The following is a 21,575-nucleotide window of genomic DNA, read 5'->3' on the forward strand; positions in this document are numbered from 1 at the left end:
CGCGTCGCACCATCTGTTTTTCCAAGTCGGTTTTAATGCACGACACGGTGATTGGGTTGCTGATTAACCATCTCTTTTTCAAGCTTAATATCCACTTTTAAGGCACGACCCGATTAAGTTAATAAAGTTGCTTAAGGATAAAGCATTATTAATCTAACTAAAGTACTACAAGTATTAGTCGAATTTCTGTCCTCTATTTAAAGTTAGAGAGATCTGTCCAGCATGATGCGCTGTATGGAATAAAACATGGCCAAAAAGCCTAGTCCGCGAGACTGCACCGAAGAAAGGCGTTTCAATGAGGTCCTGCCAGGCATCGTCAGGGGTCGTCTCAATATAAGTTTGGAACATTTGATAGCCTCCTTCAACCAACCGCTGACTAAGCTCGGTATCTTGTCCTTGACCCATATCGGTTTGGCCCATCGTCGTATTTTGGACCGTTACCGGAAGACCAAAAAATAACCCAAACAGATTCATCATTTCTCCAATGTGGCGATAGATAAAGCCAATCGAGGCCGTTTCTGGATTAAGTCGAAGCGTGGCAGTTTGGGGCGTAATCTGTTCAAAAGCATACGAACAAGTCGTTTGATTTTGGGCTAACATATCGAGAAAGACCTGTTTTTGCATACTGCTTAGTAGAACGTTTATTATGTGTGTAAATCTATGAGCCTTTCACATACTCAAAGGGATACTATTACGACAAAATAAGGGGGTAATTTACCCTGTACATACAAAAGTTCTACTGTTGTATAAGTGCCGTGGCTGTTGCAAAAGCCGGTTAGGCACTTGACCAAACGATTCTGCCTGCTATTTCATGGCCTAAAACTATTCATCGTTGGGGATCTTAGCTGGCTCAACAAATAGTTCTGTGACTTTTGCAACAGCCACTGCCTTTATGTTAACCAAAGCCGTTCAATTGCATCAGTTACCCCTGTCGGCTGGCTGAAGTTCTTGAGTGGCATTGAGTGAATTAACCGAGGCTGATTTAGTACCTGGCCCTAATTACGATCCGATTATAAGCAAAGCGGTCGGAAGCGTTCTTGATGGTAAAATCGTGTTCACTGACTTCAATCTCATTGTATATATGATTGGGATCCGATCTAGTCCATACCAGATTGACAATAGTTAAATCAGTCGTAGACTGGTTAATAGAGTATAGACTGATGCACGGGTCGATAGTTGTTTGATCGTCGGCAAAAACAAAGCCATCCCATCAATAACGTTCACCGCTTCTCAATGCCATCCAGCACCCTCCGGATGACGTTGGCGCGCTGCATGAAATCGAGTGACGTGGCTACGTTCTGATCATCGATCACCTGCTTGAACTGTTGCAGAAACTCAATGTATGCCGCCAGTGCGTCGGATACGTTTTCCCGGTTCTGGTCGAAGATGGGAGCCCACATCTGGGGCGAACTTTTGGCAAGCCGAACCGTACTGCTGAAACCGGTACTGGCCATGTCGAAAATAGCCTGCTCATCTTTTTCCTTCTCCAGTACGGTCAGGCCCAGCGCAAAAGCGCTGATATGACTCAGGTGGGAAACATAAGCCAGATGGAGATCATGCTCCTGCGGACTCATATAGAACAGCTTCATGCCAACGTCCCGGAACAGACTCTCGGTTAAGGTCAGGCTATCGGCGTGGCTTTTCTCCCGGTCGCAGATGATCAGGTTCTTGCCCGACAACAGCTCCCTGAACGCAGCACCGGGGCCGGAGTTTTCGGTACCCGCCATGGGGTGAGCCGCTACGAACTGATTCCGCCTGGGGTGGGTGTCAGCAACGGCACAAATCAGCCCCTTTGTAGAGCCCAGGTCCACGACTGTTGCGCCCGCCGGCAGCTGGTTGAGCACCATTGGCAACAGTTCCATAATGATGTTGACGGGCGTTGCCAGCACCACAAGCGTACTCTGCGACACAGCCACAGCCAACGGCATTACCTCGTCGACAATTCCTTTGGCCAGTGCTAACTGACCATTTACCGGCGACGAGTCGACACCGATGAAGCGCATTTTAGGGTATTTCTCCCGGATGGCGAGAGCAAACGATCCGCCCAGCAGGCCAATACCAATGATGGAGACTGTCATCTAAACCAGGATTATTAAAGGATTGAACAGATTTTCAGGATTTCGCCTGATCACCTCCGTTTTATTAGTATTTAATCGTCCCGCAAACTATCATTAGACCGCACGAGACCTTGTTATCACCACTACCAGGGGCTCCGCCCACTGGCAGGGTGTGGATTCAACCCTGCCAGTGGGCGGAGCCCCTGGTAGTGGTGATAACAAGGTTTACAAACTTATTTAAACGGCTAATCAGAATAAAAAAAAATCCTGACTCAGACCGTCTTCAGCCGTTCTACGGCAGCCCAGATCCGTTCTTTAGGCATACATAACGACACCCGGATGTAACGATTCCCTTTGGGGCCGAAAATAAAGCCCGGTGCAATGAACACATGCCGGTTGTAGAGCAGTTCGTCGACCAGTACCTCGGCTGACGCGATCGAGTCAGGCAGCCTGGCCCACAGAAACATACCTTCCTGATCGTTGGTATACGTGCAACCGAGGGCATCCAGGAACGCTTTGGCCGCATCGAGCCGGTCCTCATACACGGCATTCCGTTGCCGGTGCCAGTCGTCGGAGTTGGCCAGGGCGGCTACGGCAGCCTGCTGAATGGCCAGGAAGGTCCCCGAATCGACGTTGCTTTTGATCGTCAACACCGCATCGATGTAAGACCGGGCAGCGGCCAGCCAGCCAATTCGCCAGCCCGCCATGTTGTGCGACTTGCTCATCGAGTTCAACTCCACGGCTACCTCCCGGGCACCGTCGATAGACAGCAGACTGATAGGCGGTTTTTTGTTCAGGATCAGGCTGTATGGATTATCGTGACACAGCAGCACCCGGTGGTCATGGGCAAACCGAACCGCCCGCTCGAACAGCGCCCGCGTGGCCGGTGCCCCCGTTGGCATATGCGGATAGTTCAGCCAGATCATCTTTGTCTTCTCGGTCACCAGATCAGCCATGGCATTCCAGTCGGGTTGCCAGTTCTCGTTTTCGAGAAGCGGGTATTCCTGCACGTCGGCACCCACCATCTGGCTCACGGCGCGGTAGGCCGGGTAGCCCAGTTCGGGCACCAGCACCCGGTCGCCATCGTTCAGGAAAGTTAGCGACAGGTGCGTAATCCCTTCTTTTGAACCGATCAGCGGCAGGATTTCCGTTTCAGGGTCGAGGGCCACATCATAGGTGTGGGCGTAGAACCGGGCAATGGCCGCCCGAAACGCCGGAATACCTTTATAGGATTGATAACCGTGGGCACCGGGTTGCCGAGCCGAGGTTTCCAACGCATCGAGCGTTGCATCGGAGGGCATCATATCGGGGTTGCCAATACCAATGTTAATAACATCATGACCAGCCGCCACGAGTTTGCGGACTTCGGCAAGCTTGACAGAAAAGTAGTACTCCTGCGCTTGATCGGCACGATGGGCCAGGGGAATAATCACGTCTGAACCGGTCTGGACCGGGAATTATAAAGAATTAAACAACTTTATGGAAGCAGCTTATTGATGAAATAAGGGGCAAAGATACGCGCTTCGCTAGTCTTGTTCGACCTTTTCACTCCGGCTTAATCCGGCGGGGCCACTCGATAACCCACACAGGTACCGCAACAACGGCGCTACACACATCGCCTGCACCATCTGCCCACTGTCGACAATAGCCAGCGCTTGCTCCGGCGAAACCAGATGTACCGCAATGTCTTCGGTATCGTCGAGTTGCTGCGGTTGCTGCCACACGACACCCGTTGCCAGAAAGGTATAGTTGAGGTTGGTATGCGTACCGGTGTTGGCCGAGAGCGTCATGAAGGGCTGCCACTCTCCCCCACTATAGCCCGTTTCTTCGAGTAACTCGCGCTGAGCCGCCAGCAGTAGTCCGGCCTCGGATGTACCGTCTACCGGATCGACCGTACCGGCGCATAGTTCGTAATGGACACCGGCAATGCCATGCCGGTACTGACGGACGAGTATGAGTTGACCATCGGTAGTAACGGCTACGACATTGACCCAGTTTGGATACTCGAACAGGTAATAATCGGGCATGAAACTACCGTTGGGCAACCGAACGGCGTCCTGCCGAACCGTCAGCCATGGCGTTTTAACGAGGTAATCGGCATGTTCGACTTGCCAGTGTTTTGGGTCGTTCTCGGGAATCATCCCGCAAAGGTAGGCACGGCTACCGGACTAATTCATCGGCAAACCGCAGGTACTGCGCCCAATCATAGTTTGTGACATCGTGTTTACCCGTCCGGTTGTGGTAACGAACAGTCTGCCCAACGGACTGATTCAGGCCCGGAAACGTCGTGACGCCCAATCCAGTTTTTCCATACAGCTTGTAAGCAGGTTCGGCATAAAGGGCACCCATAAATTCCCCTTTGGGATCAGACCACTGGTCGCCGTCGGCGCTGGCTACGTAGAGCGGCCGGGGCGCAACGAGGGCCAGTAGCTCATGCTGATCGACAGGCAGATCGGCTACCCGTTGGTTGAACGTTTTATAGCGACCGGTGAACCAGTGCGGGAAGCTGGTATTGACTCGCTCAACGGTTTCGCCATACCACCGCCGACTCAGGGCCGCCCCACCCTCGCCCGACTCATTCGAGATAACGGCGGCAATGCGTTCATCCTGAACACCCGCCCACACGGCGGCCTTACCGATGCGTGAATGACCCATCAGAACGACCCGCCGGGCGTCGAGGGCCGGGTCTGTCTGGATATAGTCCATTATGCGGCTCATACCCCAGGCCCATGCGCCGATAGCCCCCCACTGGCTGTCCTGAGGGCCGTTGTAGCGGGCCGTGTCGCCCAGCACCGACCGGATACCCGAGCGCCAGCCCGTCTTGTGGTCGGGTTCTATGTCGCCGTAGTAAGCCGTTACCAGGGCATACCCTCGTTTCAGGATGGTATCGATGGGCCAGCGTCGTTCCTGCATTCCCCGCGATTTCTCCGTAGCGCGGTTATTGACCGACACCTCGCCTATCGCATTATCCACCCAGCGCGTTGAAAGAGGAATATCGGCTTCGGGCGAAACGCAGTGGTTCCCGCAGAAATTCAGCCCCATAAAAACGGGAGCGGGTTTGGCAGCGTTCTTCGGTACGTAAATCAGGACTTCGATAGGTGGTAGTTTCGGATAGTCGGTAAAGACAATCGATACCTGTTTGCGAATGGCCAGCCCGTTCAACGCGTTCTGCTGGATAGACGTGGTTTGAAACTGTAGCCGAACAGGTTGGGCAGGTGTTTTTCCGTAGACGTTTTCGGCAAACAGCTGAAGCAGTTCGGCCCGTCGGGCAGCCCAGTCGGCCCGGCTGGTAACCTGTTTTCCGGCCGTGGTACGCAAAAGGTCGGGTAACGTAAGGTCGCCAACCTTTGCTTCGTCATAATTGTAGACGGGTTCGGCCAGCACACCCGTGCGGGTTTGAGCCGTTGCCGCCTGAATGACAAGGAAATAAAGAAGCAGCCAGTGTATCGATCGGTTCATGCGTAGGGTATGAATAAGTTGCTGACCGATAAAGCAGAGCCGCTCTGTTTCCCTACTGAACAAACCGGTCCGCTGGCTCATTCCCGGTAAGCAGCAGCGGCTTTTTCAATGAAATCATATCAACCCGCTTGTCTGTATCGTTCTAGAAAGGATTTTTGTGCTTTCATTCAACGACGACCTGATGCGCCTTTTTGTTCGCTTTCTAGTTCCCCTCTGTTTTCTTTGCCTTTTTGCCGCCTGCCATCGCCCCACTGCCTATTTTCAGCGCACAGCCCATGCGCCTGCAACCCGCCTGTCCCTTCAGCAGCCAGCACCGGTAGCGGAGGGTATGGCCGATTCGACCAGCCAGCCTTCGGAAGCGGTAGCCGACGCCATCATACCAACCGAACCTCTTGTTGCCAGCCTGCGAAACCAGCCCACCGCTGCCCGCCCGACCCGTGTACGAGTGCAGCAGCATATGAGCCGGATTCAGTCGCTGCTGGCAGCGCCGGCCGGTACCGTCGACAAACAGCCGCGCCCTAAACCGAAGCAGAAGCTCAAGCTTGGTAACCGGATTCGGGAAGGACTGGGAGTGCCGCTGCGGAAAGAACTCAACTGGTGGCAGCGTATTAGCTGGAAACTGAAAGCGTCGATCATCGTGATCGCTGTAGCGCTGTTGTTCGCCATTCTGAATGTCACCGTACTCGCCATTATTTTCGGCATTCTGGGTGCATTTCTGCTGATCACCGGCCTGAAACGGTCGATGAAGGTACGCCGACCCTGGTTTTGATTGAGCCCACAAGCCGGTAGGCAAACGGGCGGAGACATTCCAGCCACCTTAGTCCGGCTGCGATGGCAGTTTTTCGGCGGGAGAAGCCTTATGCTGGTTGAGTCGGTAGATGATCGATAGAACGAGGTTGTTCTTACCGGCCGACGCGATGGGCGTAAACTGTCCCTGCGCGAACGAAGCCGGATTGTAGTTCGTCTGGTTGACCCACCCTGCCTGCAACACCCAGTGGGCGTCGAGCTGGTAGCCCAACCCGGCATACAGGCGATTCCGCTCGAAGGCCGGACCGCGCGGGTTCAGAAATACTTCATCGTATACTGAAAGAAAAGTCGTTTTAGGGCCGATCGTGCGGGCGTTCAGCGGCACGAACACGTTGAGCCGGTACCGGATCCGGCTTCTGAATTCCTCCTGCCCATTCCGGAAGGTGAACCAGCGCTGTTCAATCCGGTAACGATGCTCAAACTTGATGCGGTTAAGGTATTGATTTAGTACCAGTTGCTGCCACAGCCGCTTTTCAATATTCAGGGCACCCGCCGACAGTTCCCGGTAGTCGGCCGTCGAGTAGCGACCGCCCGCCAGCATGACCGTTACGTTTTTGTCGATATCGTAGCTGAGGCCCCCTTTCAGTTCGTTGTAAAAATACTGGCTGAACACGCCGTTCGAACGCGCCTGTACTTCGGCAAATCCACCAAACCGGCTCGTTTCACTGCCGGGCAGCAGGAGCGTGGCAATGTGCCAGGTCCCCCAGGTTGTCGTGGGCTGAGACGTTGTTTGAGCCGACAGACGAGCCGTTGCGAATAAACAGATAAGCAGGAAGACGTACGGGGGGCGGAGTAACATAAGGGCAAAAATAGAGCCTTACCGCCAAATCAAAAAATAGTCAGGTCATCTGGTTAACTCGAGTGGCCTGACTATTTTTTGATTTATTTAATAAACCGAATCGTTATCGGATAGCGGTAGTACTCACCGTTATTGGCTTTGACGGCCGCAATGACGGTGAACAGAAGCCATACCGCACCAACAACCCAGATCAGCACAAAACCGATCAGAACAAAAAACAGGAGGAACGATGCAAGAGCTGCAAGGGCCATCGTAATCTGAAAATTGACCGCTTCCTTACCGTGATAATCCACAAAGGCGGATCGCTCTTTCTGAATTTGCCAGATGACAAGCGGGGCCACAACAGAACCGATCAGCACGAACGAGCCAGGCAGGGCGCTCAGATGCGTAATCATCGCCCACATCCGCTCGTCGGACTGGTTCAGGGGTGCGGGAGGGGGTGCATAAGGGGGCGGTGACGATTGATTTTCCATGAGCGAGAGGAGCGGTTTGATTGAGACAGGAAATTTGGCGTAAAATTTTGTCTAACACAACGTTACGATTGAAAATTAGTGAATCGATGGAGCCATTGCTAGCCTTTTTACAAACCCTACAGCCAATCTCACCCGCGCTGGAGACGACCATATCGCAGCTACTCCGGCGCGACTCACTGCCCCGGAAACAATGGCTACTTCAACCGGGCCAGGTATCGGACCGGCTCTATTTTATTGAGCGGGGCGTGGTGCGGGGGTATTACCTGAAGGAAGGCAAAGAAGTGACCTCCTGGTTTATGCGCGAAGGCGATTTTATCATTTCTATCGTCAGCTTCTATAGCCGTCAACCCGCCCGCGAATACGTCGAATTGCTCACCGACAGTGTTGTCTGGTCCATCAACTATACTCAGTTGCAACAGCTCTACCGCGACTTCCCTGAGTTCAATGCCATTGGGCGGTTGATAACAGAGAAATACTACGTGCAGAGTGAACGGCGTACGCAAAACCTGCGTATGCAAACAGCGCCCGAACGGTACGCTCAGCTTCTGGCTGATTTCCCGGCTATTTTCGGGCGCGTGCCGCTCAAATACATTGCCTCGCACCTTGGCATATCGCCCGAAACCCTGAGCCGGTTACGGGGCCGCCGGGACTAAAAACAACGGGATTTCGAAATTGATATTGGTCAATGTTCGGGCGAAGTCTAAGCCGTTGCTTTGGAACTTTATACCCTATAAATTCCAAACCATATGCTTCCTGTCATCTTTGGTGTTTTCGCGTTCTGTTTCCTGCTCGAACGGCTCATTCCCGGCTGGAAACTACCCGCTGTTCCTACCTGGACCATCCGGGTACTGGCCATCAATTTTATCCAGTTGATTGTAGTAGTCATCGCGGGATTTACCTGGGAGAAATGGGTCTCGGCTTATTCTGTTTTTCAGTTGTCTGACCAGGTCAGCCCTATAGCCGGAGGCATCATTGCCTACATTATAGCCACATTCATCTTTTACTGGTGGCACCGCTGGCGTCATACCGTCGATTTTCTGTGGACGCATTTCCATCAAATACACCACAGTCCGCAACGGCTGGAAGTGATCACGTCGTTTTATAAACACCCGCTCGAAATGACGGTCAACTCCTTGATTGGCAGCCTGCTGATTTACACCTTTCTAGGATTAAGCGCCGAAGCGGGGGCTATCTATACGCTATGCACGGCGCTGGGGGAGTTTTTCTACCATACAAATGTTAAAACGCCCCAGTGGATCGGTTACATTTTCCAGCGACCAGAGATGCACCGGATTCATCATGAGCATGAGAAGCACAAGAGTAACTACGGTGATATAGTGTGGTGGGACATGCTGTTCGGGACATACAGCAACCCAAAAGAGTTTACCGCTACCTGCGGGTTCGATGAAGAAAAAGAGCTTCGGCTGGGCGATATGCTGCGATTCCGGGACGTTCACCGGGAGTAGAAAAAAACAAGGTCACCGTTGGCATACGGTGACCTTGGCAAAACCCAATATCGGGCACGTGTCTGCTGTTACACTAATTCGAGTACACAGTCTTCCTGTTCGACGGTCGTGTTTTCTGTCAACACCAGGCCTGAAAAAAGTACGGTATTGACGCTTATCCTACTATTGGTCAAAAAATTATGTCGATCCGATCGGGATAGGCCACCAACAGTGAATGTGTCCGAATTAGATCAGTGAGCAAAGGCCAGTAATCGATAAAATAATGATGCAAACCAGCCAGCGTTTGATTTCCCAGACTAAATTGAATAATACTTGGTCGACGGTTGGCCGTTAATGAACGGGCATAAAAATCAGTGTCTTTCGTTAAAATGACTAAATCGTTTTGCAGCGCATACGGCCAGATTTCTGTATCCGGTAATGTGACTTGGATATCAACGACGAAGACGAAATCCGGTGTGTTAAAAAACCGGAACTTCTTGGGCAGGTTAACGTCTACCAGATATCTCATGCCGCCATTGGCAGGGGCAATGAGTCGATGCGAACATCGGCCAGTAAAGCCGCATATGCCAAAGATGCCTGAATATCGGCTAGTTCCAGATTTGGATATGCATCCAGAATATTTTCGGCAGTTTCACCAGCCGCCAAATACTCTAAAACCGTTCTGACCGTAATCCGCATCCCCCGAATGGTCGGCTTGCCATTACAAACGTCAGGCACGACCGTAATCCGCTCTACCAAGTTCATACCTATGCTGATTATAACCTAAAGTTACGCTAATTCGAGTACACAGTCTTCCTGTTCGACAGTCGTATTTTCCTTCAGCAACACCTTCGACACCTTGCCTTCTCTGGGCGCGGCTACGATGCTTTCCATCTTCATGGCTTCGATCACGAACAGCGGCTGATTCTTCTTCACAACGTCGCCTTCCTTCACCATAATGCGCGTCAGTCGGCCCTGCAACGGAGCGCCCACATCGCCATCCCTACTGGCTTTGGCGTTCATCTGCTTCTCTACCTTCGAGGCCCGGTCGCGTACCTGCACCTGCCGGCTCTGGCCGTTTAGTTCGAACGTTATCGTCCGCATCCCAAACTCGTCCGGCTCCGACTTGAACAGCAGCCGAACCAGAATATTCTTCCCTTCTTCAATGTTGATCAGGATCTCTTCGTTCTCTTTCAGACCGTAGAAAAACGCCGGTGTCGGGATCATGCTCACATCGCCGTACTGCTCGTTGGCTTTGTAGTATTCGTCGTACACCTTGGGATACATCTGGTAGGACAGATAATCCACGAAGCCATCGTTGTGCGGGTATTTAACCTTGAACGCGTCGAAATCAGCGTCGAAGTCGATGGGTTTCAGGTGCTCGTTCGGGCGGCCCGTAATAGGTTGTTCGCCCTTCAGTACCGTCTGCTGCATCTCCTCGGGGAAGCCGCCAACGGGTTGCCCCAACTCCCCTTTGAAGAAGCCCTTTACCGATTCGGGGAACGACAGCGACTCGCCCCGCGCCACCACATCGTCGGCGGTGAGGTTGTTGGCGGTCATAAAGATCGCCATGTCGCCCACGACTTTAGACGACGGTGTTACCTTCACGATATCGCCGAAGAGCTGGTTGGCAATCACGTAGTTTTTCTTGAGCGTCTCGAACTTGTCGCCCAGGCCCGTAGCAATGGCCTGCGGTTTCAGGTTCGAATACTGACCGCCGGGAATCTCGTTTTCGTAGACCTCCGCGCTGCCCGCTTTCATACCCGACTCGAACGGGTAGTAGTACTCCCGAACGTCTTCCCAATAGTTGGAATAGGCATTCAACGAAGGCAGGTCCATGGGGCACTCGCGCTCGTGGCCCTGCATCATGGCCACCACCGAGTTGAAGTTCGGCTGCGAGGTCAGCCCCGACAGGGCTCCCAACGCACAGTCGACAATATCGACACCCGCGTCGATGGCTTTCAGGTACGTAGCCGCCTGAATGCCGGGCGTGTCGTGGGTATGCAGGTGTATGGGGATGCTGACGGCTTTTTTCAGCTCGGCCACCAGCACCTCAGCGGCCAGCGGCTTCAGCAGGCCAGCCATGTCTTTGATGGCTAGCATATGCGCGCCTTCATCTTCAAGCTGACGGGCCAGATCGAGGTAATACTGCAGGTTATATTTCGCGTGCTTCTTTGGATCGAGCATATCGCCGGTATAGCAGATAGCCCCTTCGCAAAGCGCATCGGTCCGTTCGCGGACGGCCCGGATGCTTACTTTCATGGCATCGATCCAGTTCAGCGAATCGAAAATCCGGAACACGTCGATACCGGACTGCCACGACTGCTCCACAAATTTCTCGATCAGGTTATCGGGATAGGCCGAGTAACCAACCGCGTTGGAGCCGCGGAACAGCATCTGAAGGAGCATGTTGGGCATGGCTTCGCGCAGCGCTTCCAGACGTTTCCAGGGGCTTTCGTACAAAAACCGCATGGATACATCGAAGGTGGCCCCGCCCCATACTTCCATCGAGAAAAGCTCGGGGTGATTCTTGGCGAACCCCTCAGCTACCTTTTGCAAGTCCTGCGTCCGAACGCGGGTTGCCAGCAACGACTGGTGACCGTCGCGGAAGGTCGTATCGGTATACAGTACACACTTCTGATCGGTCACCCACTGCACAAACTTATCCCGTCCCAGTTCTTTCAGCCGGTCGCGGTTGCCTGCCGGGTAGTTGCCGTACACATCGAAAGGGGGTACGATGGGCGTGCGGAAGACCTTGCTGGGATCGGGTTTCTTAACTTCCGGATTGCCGTTTACAATAACATCGGCCAGGTAGTTGAGCGCGCGCGTCGAGCGGTCCTGTGGCTGACGCATGTTGAACAGTTCGGGATGGCTTTCAATGAACGACACCCGCGCTTCGCCCCGCTGGAAAATGGGGTGGCTGATGACGTTGAGCAGAAAGCCGATATTGGTTTTAACCCCCCGAATCCGGAACTCCAGCAGGGCCCGCGTCAGCCGCTGGGTAGCTCCCTTGAGCGTACGTCCCCGCGCCGACACCTTCACGATCATGGAGTCGAAGTAAGGCGAAATTTTAACCCCCGCGTAGCTGCTGCCCTCGTCGAGCCGGATACCGAAACCAGCCGCGTTCCGGTAAGCAATGATGGTACCGAAATCGGGTTTAAATCCGTTGGCCGGGTCTTCGGTGGTGATCCGGCACTGGATGGCGTACCCATTAAGCGGCACCTCGTCCTGGTGGCTGATATAGATACCGTTGTCCGACAGCTGGTAGCCCATCGCGATCAGGATCTGCGTCCGGACGATATCGATACCCGTTACCTCCTCCGTGATCGTGTGCTCAACCTGAATCCGGGGGTTTACCTCGATGAAGTAGATATTCTCGTTCTTATCGACCAGAAACTCGACCGTACCTGCGTTGGAGTAGTTGACGGCGCGTCCCAGTTGCAGCGCGTATTCGTACAGTTTCTCTTTGGTTTCTTTCTTGAGACCAAACGACGGTGCTACTTCGACCACCTTCTGGAACCGCCGTTGCACCGAGCAGTCGCGCTCATAGAGGTGCACGATGTTGCCGTGCTGATCGCCCAGCAGCTGCACTTCGATATGCTTGGGGTCTTCAATAAATTTTTCGAGGAAGATGGTATCGTCGCCGAACGCATTTTTTGCTTCGTTCTTGGCTTCGTTGAACGACTTCTCAAAATCGTCGGGGTTACGCACGACGCGCATCCCACGGCCCCCGCCCCCGGCAGCGGCCTTCACCATAACGGGGTAACCGATCCGCTCGGCTTCGCTCTGCGCCCGTGCGGCTGTCATGTTCTCCTCCAGCGAATCGGGAATGAGCGGCACACCGGCCTTCATGGCGAGGTTCTTAGCCCGCACCTTATCACCCAGCGCGTCCATCGCTTCGGGCGACGGTCCCACGAAAATAATATTCTCATCGCGGCATCGCCGGGCCAGCTTCACGTTCTCCGACAGGAACCCGTAGCCGGGGTGGATAGCGTCGATCTTATGGCGTTTGGCCAGCAGAATAATGCCTTCTACGTCGAGATAGGGCTTTAGCGGCTCATCGTCGCGCCCGATCTGATAGCCTTCATCAGCCTTGTACCGGTGGAGTGAGTAACGGTCTTCGTAGGTGTAAACGGCAACGGTTGTGATACCAAGTTCGGTGGCGGCCCGCATGATGCGGATGGCAATTTCGCCCCGGTTGGCAACCAGCAGGCGTTTAATCGGGCGGATGTAGTCTTTCATAATTTTCAACAAATACGGCTTCAGGCTGTGTGTCATCAAATGACAAAGCAAGATTGTTGAAAATTCTGAAAAAAGGGCAAGGATCGGTGGAAACGTTGGAAAAGGCTACTATTTGGCGGGATAATGCAGGAGATGGTATGACATCCCAAACAAGTCAGTATAGCCTTGACGACGTTAACACGGTTTATTAGCTTTGTTTAAAATTCTATACTAAATAAACTGGCAGGGCTACGGTTTCATAAGACAATGAAATCCTGCCGGGTAAGCCCCATCTGCCGTCCTGTCAATCCAAACGCGCTGTCTTATGCCTCTGCCCGACAAGCTTTCCGACCTGTTCCCGTCACCAAATAACCTGCCCGCTATCCCGAAACCTAGCAGTTTGTCGACCCTTGGCTACACGATTACCTGGGACGCACTGGACGATGGCACGGCACCTCCCGAGCTTAGTTCGCAACTTGCAGGCTTATATGACGCTTCCCGCCACCACCCAGACCGCGCCCTAGCCGAGCGACTGCGTCAACTTGTGCAACAGTATCCCAACGTGCCGGTACTGAAAAACTACCTGATGACTACCTACGTACTCACGGGCCAGAAAAGCCGGGGCGATGCCGTTCTCGAACAAACGATTCAACAGCATCCACGGTATTTGCTGGGATTAGTTAACAAGGCCAATCAGTTGCTGGTCAATGGTGATACCGACGCGGTGGAAGCTTTATTTGGTGGCCCACTAACCGGTTTAGGGCAACTTTACCCCGAACGGTCGGTTTTTCAGGCTTCGGAGGTAGGACATTTTAGTATGGCAGCGTTCGACTATTTCCTCGAAAAAGGGAATACCGAGGAAGCTGAAAACCGGTTGCGGCTGATGCGCGATCTCCAGTACCACACAATCGACCAGTTGCGAACGATGAAAAACCGGCTCGATATGGCGCGGATGGAGCAGAATCTGGCCAAGATGCAGGCGGGATTCGAGGAATCTATTTCCATCGACGGTTACTTTCGGGCCGATGACCGGCAAACGACCGAGCCACCCCTGTTTGAGCACCCCGAAATGCAGTGGCTTTATGCCTATGGATTGATTGAAACGTCGAAGCCGCTACCCGTCGACAAACGCGATATACTACTGGCCCTTCCCCGCCCATCGCTTACGCGTGATTTATCGAAAGTGCTTCTGGACACGGTGTACCGGTACGAATTTTTTAATGATCAGGACTGGAACGACAGCCAGCATAACTTTGCCGGCCACGCCCTGCTACTGGCCACTGAGCTGCGGGCTGACGAGTGTCTGGAAGCCGTACTGGAAACACTCCGACAGGATAGTGATTTTCAGGAGTTCTGGTGGGGCGACTGGCTCAACGATTTCTACGAGCCGTATTTCAGGAGCCTGTTACCTGCCCGTGCCAGTGAGCTACAGGTATTTATGCGCGAAGCTGATATCAACACCTACGCAAAGGAAGTCGTTTTAGGAGCTTATGTGCAGGAAGCGCTGACCAACCCGGCGCTCAAGCCAGTAGCCCAAACGTGGCTTACCGACCTGTTTACGTTCCTGCTCGACCACGCCGAAGACGAACACCTGCTGGATACCGACCTGAATGCCTGGCTCATTGGCGCTATGATCGATCTCCACCTGACCGACCTGCTGCCACTGATTCAGACGGCCTTCGAGCGCCGTCTGGTTTCGGAGAACATTCAGGGTAATTTGTCCGATGTAGAGCAGGAACTGTTACAACAACAGCATCCCGTTGATCGGCACCCCCTTCGCCCACTGGCCGAGCAGTACGCGTACCTGCATGATCCGGTTGCCTATCGTAAAGCGCACCCTGACCCCGAACGCCAGAAAATCAGCGATGAGCTGATGAGCAAGATGGAAGCGAAAGACGATGAATGGGCATTTTTATACGACGATGAGGAGGAAGAAACGGAGGAGCTACCCAACGGGGCTTTGTTCCCGAGCGGGAAAAACCGATTTCTGCCGCAGGAGCCTATCATTAGGCAACCCATCCCCAACCGGAATGACAAAGTATCCGTGCGATATACCGATGGAAAGGTAGTGAGGGATGTGAAGTACAAAAAGGTGGAAAGTGATGTAGAAGCCGGGAAGTGTGAGTTGCTGTAGGACTACACAAACACATCCGCTACCACGAAGTTAAATTGCGGCATGACGGGAGTTGCTGACGATGATACTGACGTTCCCACTGCTCAAACTCATCTACGGTTTGCAGATGGTTGGGCAATGGTCGTGTGGCTGGATCAACGATCATAATGGTCGAGTTTGGTTATAGTCAAATCTACGCAAAATAATACAGCACGCCCACGCTTATAGAGGTACCTCACCAGCCAACTGTAAAACGCGTTTGTACAAGGCCGAATGGATTCGAAACCCTGCTTCTTCCCGTAATGCGATGAGTAAAGGCTCTACCGTCTGGATGTACCCGGCTTTTTTAGCCTGGATCAGAACACCCAATAAACCAACGATTCGCAAACCGAGCGTTTCAGCTTTGTGGCGACCTTTCAACTCGTCTATAATCAGATAATCAGCCTTGATTTCGAGAGCCAGTGCAATGGCTTCCGCTTCCCCAGGATCTAACTCGTCTGCAAGGGTGGCAACAACGTCCATATCGTGCACGATTCGAACCGTTAACCAGCTTTGGCCATCAATGACCAGTTGTTACCGAGGCAGTTCGCCTAGTTCGTCATAAACCGTCCTTGGGAGTATAACTTGCCCAAACACCTGTCTCAACAAATCGAGGTGACCAATCTGAATGAGGTTGGTAATTGGCGAAGTATCGCTGATAACCAGCATCTAATCCAGATTCAGGTTTCTGACGTCCTTCTCTAACTCAGCAATGTCGAATTGTATATCGATATCACGAGAGGCTAGCTCATGCTGAAAAGCGATCAAGTCCATACCAGCCAGCCGTCGGGCCTGCCCTAGGGTAAGCCGACGATGTTCGTAGAGATAAGCGGCCAGATCGGTGCGCAGTTCGGCAGGCGATAGATTTGCCTGCTCAATCAGCTCATCAGGGATAGTAATGATCATGGGGACGTTGTGATTCTGTATAGCAATCTACGCAAAATAATACAGCACGCCCACGCTGATAGCTGTGAGCAGGCCCGCCCAGAGGTGGTTGTCCTGCCAGATGGGTCCCGCACCAGCCCGCACTGGTCCGTTGGGCTGCAAGGCCGGGGCTTTGTCGCGGTAGAAGAAGAACAGGCCGAACGTAGCCAGCGCGGCCCAACCGGCAACGGCTTTCGGCGACAGGCCGACGATGAAGATCAGGCTGATGAATACGGCCTGGATCGCCAGAAACAGCCCGATGGCCCGGAACAATTCACCCGCTTTTACCTCAACGCGTAATTTATTAAAACCGTCGAAATTAGCATTCGGGTATAGCGTCAGGCTCAGGCCGACAAGGGTGGCTACGCTGAGCAGGAAGGTTAGGAAAACACGGTGCATGAAGTTGAGTCTGTCGCCGAACACCGCAACGACCGCCGGAATCTGAGACAACCCATCGTTGTAGATCCATTCGACCAGCAGCCCATATACCGGTGCCAGCACGAGCGCGGCTACAGCCGCTTTGGCACTCGCCCGCTTCCACATCACGCCCATAAAGAACGCGACCATGATCCCCGGCGTGAAATACGACAGCTGCGCCGATACTTTGAGGAAGAAGTTGTTAGACCGGTCGGGGGTGTAGGTGAACAGCGCAATCCCGATCGACGCGAAGACCATGGCCACAATCATCAGTCGGCCGAAGCGAAGAATTTGCCGGTCGGTAGCGTTGGGCGTGATGTATTTCTGATACACGTCCAGCGTGAGCAGGGTCGTAGCCGCGTTCATCATCGAGTCGACGGAGGAGAAGGTTGCAGCCGTGAGACCGGCCAGGATCATGCCCGTCAGGCCAACGCCGGGCGGAATCACCGTCTCGACCAGCTTCAGAAAGGCATTGTCCGAATTGAAATCGGCGGTGTTGCCAAAGCGGGCCTGGAACAAGTAGTAGGCTGCTACGCCCGCCGAAATGGAGAAAAAGGGAATCGTCAGTTTCAGAAAGCCGCTGGCAATAATGCCTTTGCGGGCGTCATCGTCACTACTGGCGGCCAGTACGCGTTGCACCAGAAACTGGTTGGTGGTGAAGTTGAAACAGTGCTGGAGCATGAGACCCGTAAAAATGCCCGTCCAGGGTAGGTTCGGGTGGTTAGCGGGCAGGTAAAGGTGCATTTTCTGGGCTTCGCGCGGGACAGCCCCATCAAGGGCCAACAAGCCCGAAAAGCCGCCGATCTCGGGTTGCGACAGCGTAAAATAAGCCACGGCAAATCCGGCGGTGAGCATCATCAGCGTCTGGATGGTGTCGGTAATGACGATCGACTCCATACCGCCCCAAATGGTATAGCTGCACGTAACGGCACCGATCAGCAGCAGGCCACTCAGGTAAGAGATCTCGAAACTGCTGCCCCCAAACAGCCATTGCAGTGTAATACTTCCCACATAGAACGCGCCCACCAGCTGCACCAGAATGATCAGCACCAGCAGGATGGTATAAATAAGCCGGGCGGTCGAGTTATACCGCACCTCCAGGTATTGCGAGAGCGTAAAAACCTCCAGCCGACGGTACGAAGCCAGGAACACAAAGCACAGCAGCAGAATAGCCGGGAACACGATTTCGTAATGGGCCTGCACAAAACCGATCGAATAGCCAATACCCAACATCCCGATCAAGTGAAACGAGCTGATGTTGGTCCCGAACACCGAACCAGCTACGGTCCACCAGCGGATACTGCGACCCGCCAGAAAATAATCCTCGGCGCTTTTTTTACGTAACGCCACGATGATCCCCGCTGTGGGCATGATCGCCAGCATCAGGACGAGGACAACGATATCGACGGTTTCGAGTTGACTTAACAAGGGTGTTGAGTGATGAGTGATGAACGATGAGTGATGAACGATGAGTGATGAATGATGAATTACCTATCGGTTGGCCTTGGCTGTTATAATAATACTTCGAATCAGTTTCAGCAACTCATCAGCGTCTTTATGTATGCTAACGAATTCATTCTCCAGCAGATAATCCGTTTCTTTCAAAAGTTCGAGCCAATACATTGTCTCATCAACTTCTTTCTGCGCTATTCCCATTTTATGGATGAAATCGGCCTTACTCTCTGCATTATCAGCCTCGCGAATATTGGCACCAACCGATGTTCCAGAACGTAACAGTTGCTTACTCAGCACGTATTCCTTCTGCCTGTCTTTTAAATATTGATAGAGTCGAATAATACGAATGGCGAACCGAAAGCTTTTTTCACGTACAACATTTTCTTTTTTCATAATACAAGACGGTTTGTTTTATCATTCATCGTTCCTCATTCATCACTCATCATTCATCATTCAATACCGCCAAACGTCAACGGCGTCGCGGGTGTAGCGGCCGGCCGGCGCCCCTGCACGTCGCCCAATCGGACGTTGGGCAGGTGGGGCAGCACCAGTTTGCCGAAGTATTCACATTCTTCGATGAGCGGGTAGCCCGAGAAGATAAACGACCGGATACCCATGTCCATGTAGCGGTTCAGTTGCGCGATGATCTGCTCCGGCGTTCCTACCAGCGCACCACCCGCCCCCGACCGCGCCCGGCCGATACCGGTCCACAGAATTGGCTCGACAAATCCTTCATCGTCGGCTTCCCGGCGCATCTCGTTTTGCCGAACCACACCCAGCGAGTTGGCATCCTGAGTGCGCTGCTTGAGCGCTTCGGCCTGCCGGGCGTCGAACTTACTCATCAGCCGCCGGGTGTAGGCACGGGCTTCGGCCTCCGTCTCGCGAACGACCACGTGAATACGTAAGCCAAAATCAATCGTGCGGCCGTGGCGGGCGGCCCGGGCCGATACGTCCAGCATCGTGGCGTAGATACTCTCTTCTTTCTCGGGCCACATCAGAAATACATCGCACTGCCGGGCGCAGACTTCGCGCGCGCCATCGGCAATACCACCGAAGTACAACAGGGGTCCGCCATTCTGCTGATAGGGTTTGACCGGAGCGCTCGGCAAGCTGATCTGCCCGAATACAGGACCGTCATGTACGATCTGCTCCTGGGTCCACCCCTGCCGCAGCATATCGATGGTTTCCGTACAGCGCTGGTAGCGCATGGGGCCCTCTTCTTTATAGCCGGGCAGGTCGGAGTTGATGATGTTAACGGTCAGGCGGCCTTCCAGCAGGTGATCGAGCGTGCTGATGGCCCGCGCCAGCATGGGCGGGTGATTTTCGCCGGTACGGATGGCGACCAACAAGCTGATATCGCTCGTCAGTTGCGCCACCGCCGAGGCAAACGCAATAGGTTCCTGACCCACTACGTAGGAGGTAGGCAACAGAATATTCTTGAAGCCCTGTGCTTCGGCGGTAAGCAGAATATTTTTGCAGTGTTCGAAGCTACTGCGTCGGCTGGGGTCGAGTTGCCCCAAAAATTCGGTGTCGCCCCCGCAGAGATCGCAGAACCAGCCAATTTCGGCTACGCGATTAGTGGTCCGGACGGGAACAGGTGTGATGGTATCGAGCATGTCACGCACGTTCAAGTAAAATTCGGGCTTCAAAGGGACGTAAAGTACCGGTGACGGACGCGTAGTTGGCCAGTACAACCGTGCCCGTCAGGTCAATGGGCATGTCTGTTTCGTGTTGGCTGACGTTCGCAACAACGATCAACCGCTCCTCCCCCAGCAGGCGTTCATAGAGCCAGACAGTCGGGTGGTTGGGCAGCTGGTCACGGTACGTTCCAGCTTGCAGGGCTGGTGTCTGCCGCCGTACATGCAACAACTGGCGGTAGTAGTTCAGCACCGATCGCTCCTCGGCCTGCTGCTTCGCTACGTTGATGTCCGGGTAATTGGGATTCACTTTCAGCCACGTCGCTGGCCCGCTGGTGAATCCGGCGTTCGGCGCGTCGGACCATTGCATGGGCGTTCGGGCATGGTCGCGGGCGATCCGGTTGACCGCCTTCAGAAACTTCCTGCCAAGGTCGGGGTCATTTGTTGGGGTAATGAGGGCTTTCCAGGCGTTCTTTACCTGGATGTCGTCAAACTCGTCGATACTGTCGAACCGGCAGTTTGTCATCCCGATTTCATCGCCCTGATAAATACTCGGTGTGCCGCGATGGGTCAATAACAGCGTTGCCAGCATCGTCGCCGACTCATAGGCGTATGGGCCATCCGGATCGCCAAACCGGGATAATACGCGGGGGTTGTCGTGATTGCCGAAATAGATGTTCTGCCAGCCCGGCGCATCGGGTCCTGTTTCCAGCGCCCTGTCCCAGGTAGCGAAGATCGTTTTTAGTTCGGGTAGTGTGAACTCCGGGGCGGGGTCGATGAAATGCTGTTCATCGCGGGGCATGGCGTGGTCGAAATGATAGATCATCTCCAGTTCATGCCGGTGTTGACCAACGTAGCGGTTTGCCTGCCCGGCCGATACGCCGATCCCCTCGCCTACCGTGATCACGTCCGGGTAACGACTCAGTACCTCCCGGTGCATTTCCTGTAGGAATTCATGAATGCGTGGGCCGTTGGCATGGACACCAACGTCGCCGAACCGGCCTTCGGGATAGTCAGGAAACCGCTGATCTTTCGACAGGAAGGGGATGACGTCCATCCGGAACCCATCGACTCCTTTGTCGAGCCAGAAACGCATCATGGTATAAATCTCCTGCCGGAGTTTCGGATTTTCCCAATTCAGGTCGGGCTGTTTCTCGGCGAACAGGTGCAGGTAATAGTCGCCCGTTATCTCGTCGAATTTCCAGGCCGGGCCGGAGAAGATAGATTGCCAGTTGTTGGGCGGGGTACCCTCACCCCCGGCCCCTCTCCCCATGGGAGAGGGGAGCAGGCCATCCGGAGGTTTTCCCCCCTCTCCCTTAGGGAGAGGGGCCGGGGGTGAGGGTGCCCGCCAGATATAGTAGTCCCGGTACGGGTTATCCTTGCTTTTGCGGCTCTCCCGGAACCAGCGGTGCTCATCGGAGCTGTGGTTGACAACCAGGTCCAGAATTAGCCGCATCCCGCGCTGGTGAACACCTGCCAGGAGCGTATCGAAATCGGCCATGGTGCCGAATTCGGGCATGATGCCTTCATAATCCGAAATGTCATACCCGTTATCGGCGTTGGGCGACGGGAAGATAGGACTCAGCCAGAGGATATCGACACCCAGGTCGGCCATGTAGTCGAGTTTACTGATAATTCCCGGCAGATCGCCAATGCCGTCGCCGTTGGAATCGGCAAAGGAGCGCGGGTAGATTTGATAAATGACTTGTTGCTTGAAATCGGGCATGAG

General features: G+C 53.8%; 19 protein-coding genes and 1 pseudogene. 4 read left to right on the forward strand and 16 right to left on the reverse strand.

Annotation, left to right across the window (positions count from 1 at the left end; translation table 11 throughout):
* Positions 1-174: 174 nt before the first annotated feature.
* From FH603_RS19930 to FH603_RS19950, 5 genes are all read right to left on the reverse strand, one after another.
* A complete protein-coding gene (locus tag FH603_RS19930) occupies positions 175-624 on the reverse strand; it encodes a DinB family protein (RefSeq protein ID WP_186739463.1) in 450 nt (149 codons plus the stop codon).
* A gap of 596 nt (positions 625-1,220) precedes the next feature.
* Positions 1,221-2,078, reverse strand: a complete 858-nt coding sequence (locus FH603_RS19935) for a prephenate dehydrogenase (protein ID WP_186739464.1) — start codon at positions 2,076-2,078, stop codon at positions 1,221-1,223.
* A gap of 251 nt (positions 2,079-2,329) precedes the next feature.
* Entirely contained in the window at positions 2,330-3,490 is a 1,161-nt protein-coding gene (locus FH603_RS19940) for a pyridoxal phosphate-dependent aminotransferase (protein ID WP_186739465.1), read from the reverse strand.
* 93 nt (positions 3,491-3,583) lie between these two features.
* Positions 3,584-4,198 (reverse strand): NUDIX hydrolase, encoded by a 615-nt coding sequence (locus FH603_RS19945; RefSeq protein WP_186739466.1) that lies wholly within the window; start codon positions 4,196-4,198, stop codon positions 3,584-3,586.
* 19 nt (positions 4,199-4,217) lie between these two features.
* Positions 4,218-5,516, reverse strand: a complete 1,299-nt coding sequence (locus tag FH603_RS19950; protein ID WP_186739467.1) for a glucuronyl esterase domain-containing protein — start codon at positions 5,514-5,516, stop codon at positions 4,218-4,220.
* A gap of 181 nt (positions 5,517-5,697) precedes the next feature.
* Here FH603_RS19950 and FH603_RS19955 point away from each other — a divergent pair, with 181 nt between their 5' ends.
* The gene (locus tag FH603_RS19955) at positions 5,698-6,285 is read left to right on the forward strand and encodes a hypothetical protein (protein WP_186739468.1); all 588 of its coding nucleotides are present in this window, start codon (positions 5,698-5,700) and stop codon (positions 6,283-6,285) included.
* Between the two features lie 48 nt (positions 6,286-6,333).
* On the opposite strand, the gene FH603_RS19960 is transcribed toward FH603_RS19955, so the two are convergent.
* Positions 6,334-7,122, reverse strand: a complete 789-nt coding sequence (locus tag FH603_RS19960) for a DUF2490 domain-containing protein (protein WP_186739469.1) — start codon at positions 7,120-7,122, stop codon at positions 6,334-6,336.
* A gap of 83 nt (positions 7,123-7,205) precedes the next feature.
* Positions 7,206-7,595 carry a DUF4870 domain-containing protein gene (locus FH603_RS19965; protein ID WP_186739470.1) on the reverse strand — a complete coding sequence of 130 codons (390 nt, stop codon included), beginning with the start codon at positions 7,593-7,595 and terminating at the stop codon, positions 7,206-7,208.
* Positions 7,596-7,663: 68 nt separating this feature from the next.
* On the opposite strand from FH603_RS19965, the gene FH603_RS19970 reads away from it, so the two are divergent.
* Both FH603_RS19970 and FH603_RS19975 read left to right on the forward strand, forming a co-directional pair.
* Positions 7,664-8,248 (forward strand): Crp/Fnr family transcriptional regulator, encoded by a 585-nt coding sequence (locus FH603_RS19970; protein ID WP_235985523.1) that lies wholly within the window; start codon positions 7,664-7,666, stop codon positions 8,246-8,248.
* 93 nt (positions 8,249-8,341) lie between these two features.
* On the forward strand, positions 8,342-9,061 hold the full coding sequence (locus tag FH603_RS19975) for a sterol desaturase family protein (RefSeq protein ID WP_186739471.1): 720 nt from the start codon (positions 8,342-8,344) through the stop codon (positions 9,059-9,061).
* Between the two features lie 169 nt (positions 9,062-9,230).
* Here the strand turns inward: FH603_RS19975 and FH603_RS19980 are convergent, their stop codons facing one another.
* Genes FH603_RS19980 through FH603_RS19990 form a run of 3 tightly spaced genes read right to left on the reverse strand, consistent with a single transcriptional unit; the run spans position 9,231 to position 13,282 of the window.
* Positions 9,231-9,569, reverse strand: a complete 339-nt coding sequence (locus FH603_RS19980; RefSeq protein ID WP_186739472.1) for a DUF5615 family PIN-like protein — start codon at positions 9,567-9,569, stop codon at positions 9,231-9,233.
* A complete protein-coding gene (locus FH603_RS19985; protein WP_186739473.1) occupies positions 9,566-9,805 on the reverse strand; it encodes a DUF433 domain-containing protein in 240 nt (79 codons plus the stop codon). The genes FH603_RS19980 and FH603_RS19985 overlap by 4 nt, the downstream gene beginning before the upstream one ends.
* Positions 9,806-9,829: 24 nt before the next feature.
* A complete protein-coding gene (locus FH603_RS19990; RefSeq protein WP_186739474.1) occupies positions 9,830-13,282 on the reverse strand; it encodes a pyruvate carboxylase in 3,453 nt (1,150 codons plus the stop codon).
* 304 nt (positions 13,283-13,586) lie between these two features.
* Here FH603_RS19990 and FH603_RS19995 point away from each other — a divergent pair, with 304 nt between their 5' ends.
* Positions 13,587-15,395: a hypothetical protein gene (locus tag FH603_RS19995; protein WP_186739475.1), complete on the forward strand. Its 1,809-nt coding sequence runs from the start codon at positions 13,587-13,589 to the stop codon at positions 15,393-15,395.
* A gap of 201 nt (positions 15,396-15,596) precedes the next feature.
* On the opposite strand, the pseudogene FH603_RS29445 reads toward FH603_RS19995, so the two are convergent.
* From FH603_RS29445 to FH603_RS20025, 6 genes and pseudogenes are all read right to left on the reverse strand, one after another.
* A pseudogene (locus FH603_RS29445) lies at positions 15,597-16,082 on the reverse strand (PIN domain-containing protein).
* Complete coding sequence (locus FH603_RS20005) at positions 16,083-16,319, reverse strand: UPF0175 family protein (protein WP_186739476.1); 237 nt, start codon at positions 16,317-16,319, stop codon at positions 16,083-16,085.
* A 27-nt stretch (positions 16,320-16,346) separates the two neighbouring features.
* Positions 16,347-18,182 (reverse strand): SLC5 family protein, encoded by a 1,836-nt coding sequence (locus FH603_RS20010; protein WP_186739477.1) that lies wholly within the window; start codon positions 18,180-18,182, stop codon positions 16,347-16,349.
* 63 nt (positions 18,183-18,245) lie between these two features.
* Positions 18,246-18,602: a four helix bundle protein gene (locus tag FH603_RS20015; protein ID WP_186739478.1), complete on the reverse strand. Its 357-nt coding sequence runs from the start codon at positions 18,600-18,602 to the stop codon at positions 18,246-18,248.
* Positions 18,603-18,658: 56 nt separating this feature from the next.
* Positions 18,659-19,825: an LLM class flavin-dependent oxidoreductase gene (locus FH603_RS20020; RefSeq protein ID WP_186739479.1), complete on the reverse strand. Its 1,167-nt coding sequence runs from the start codon at positions 19,823-19,825 to the stop codon at positions 18,659-18,661.
* Between the two features lies 1 nt (position 19,826).
* Positions 19,827-21,572, reverse strand: a complete 1,746-nt coding sequence (locus FH603_RS20025; RefSeq protein ID WP_186739480.1) for an alpha-glucosidase — start codon at positions 21,570-21,572, stop codon at positions 19,827-19,829.
* Positions 21,573-21,575: the final 3 nt, after the last annotated feature.

It is taken from the genome of Spirosoma utsteinense (assembly GCF_014282275.1).
Lineage (GTDB): Bacteria > Bacteroidota > Bacteroidia > Cytophagales > Spirosomataceae > Spirosoma > Spirosoma utsteinense.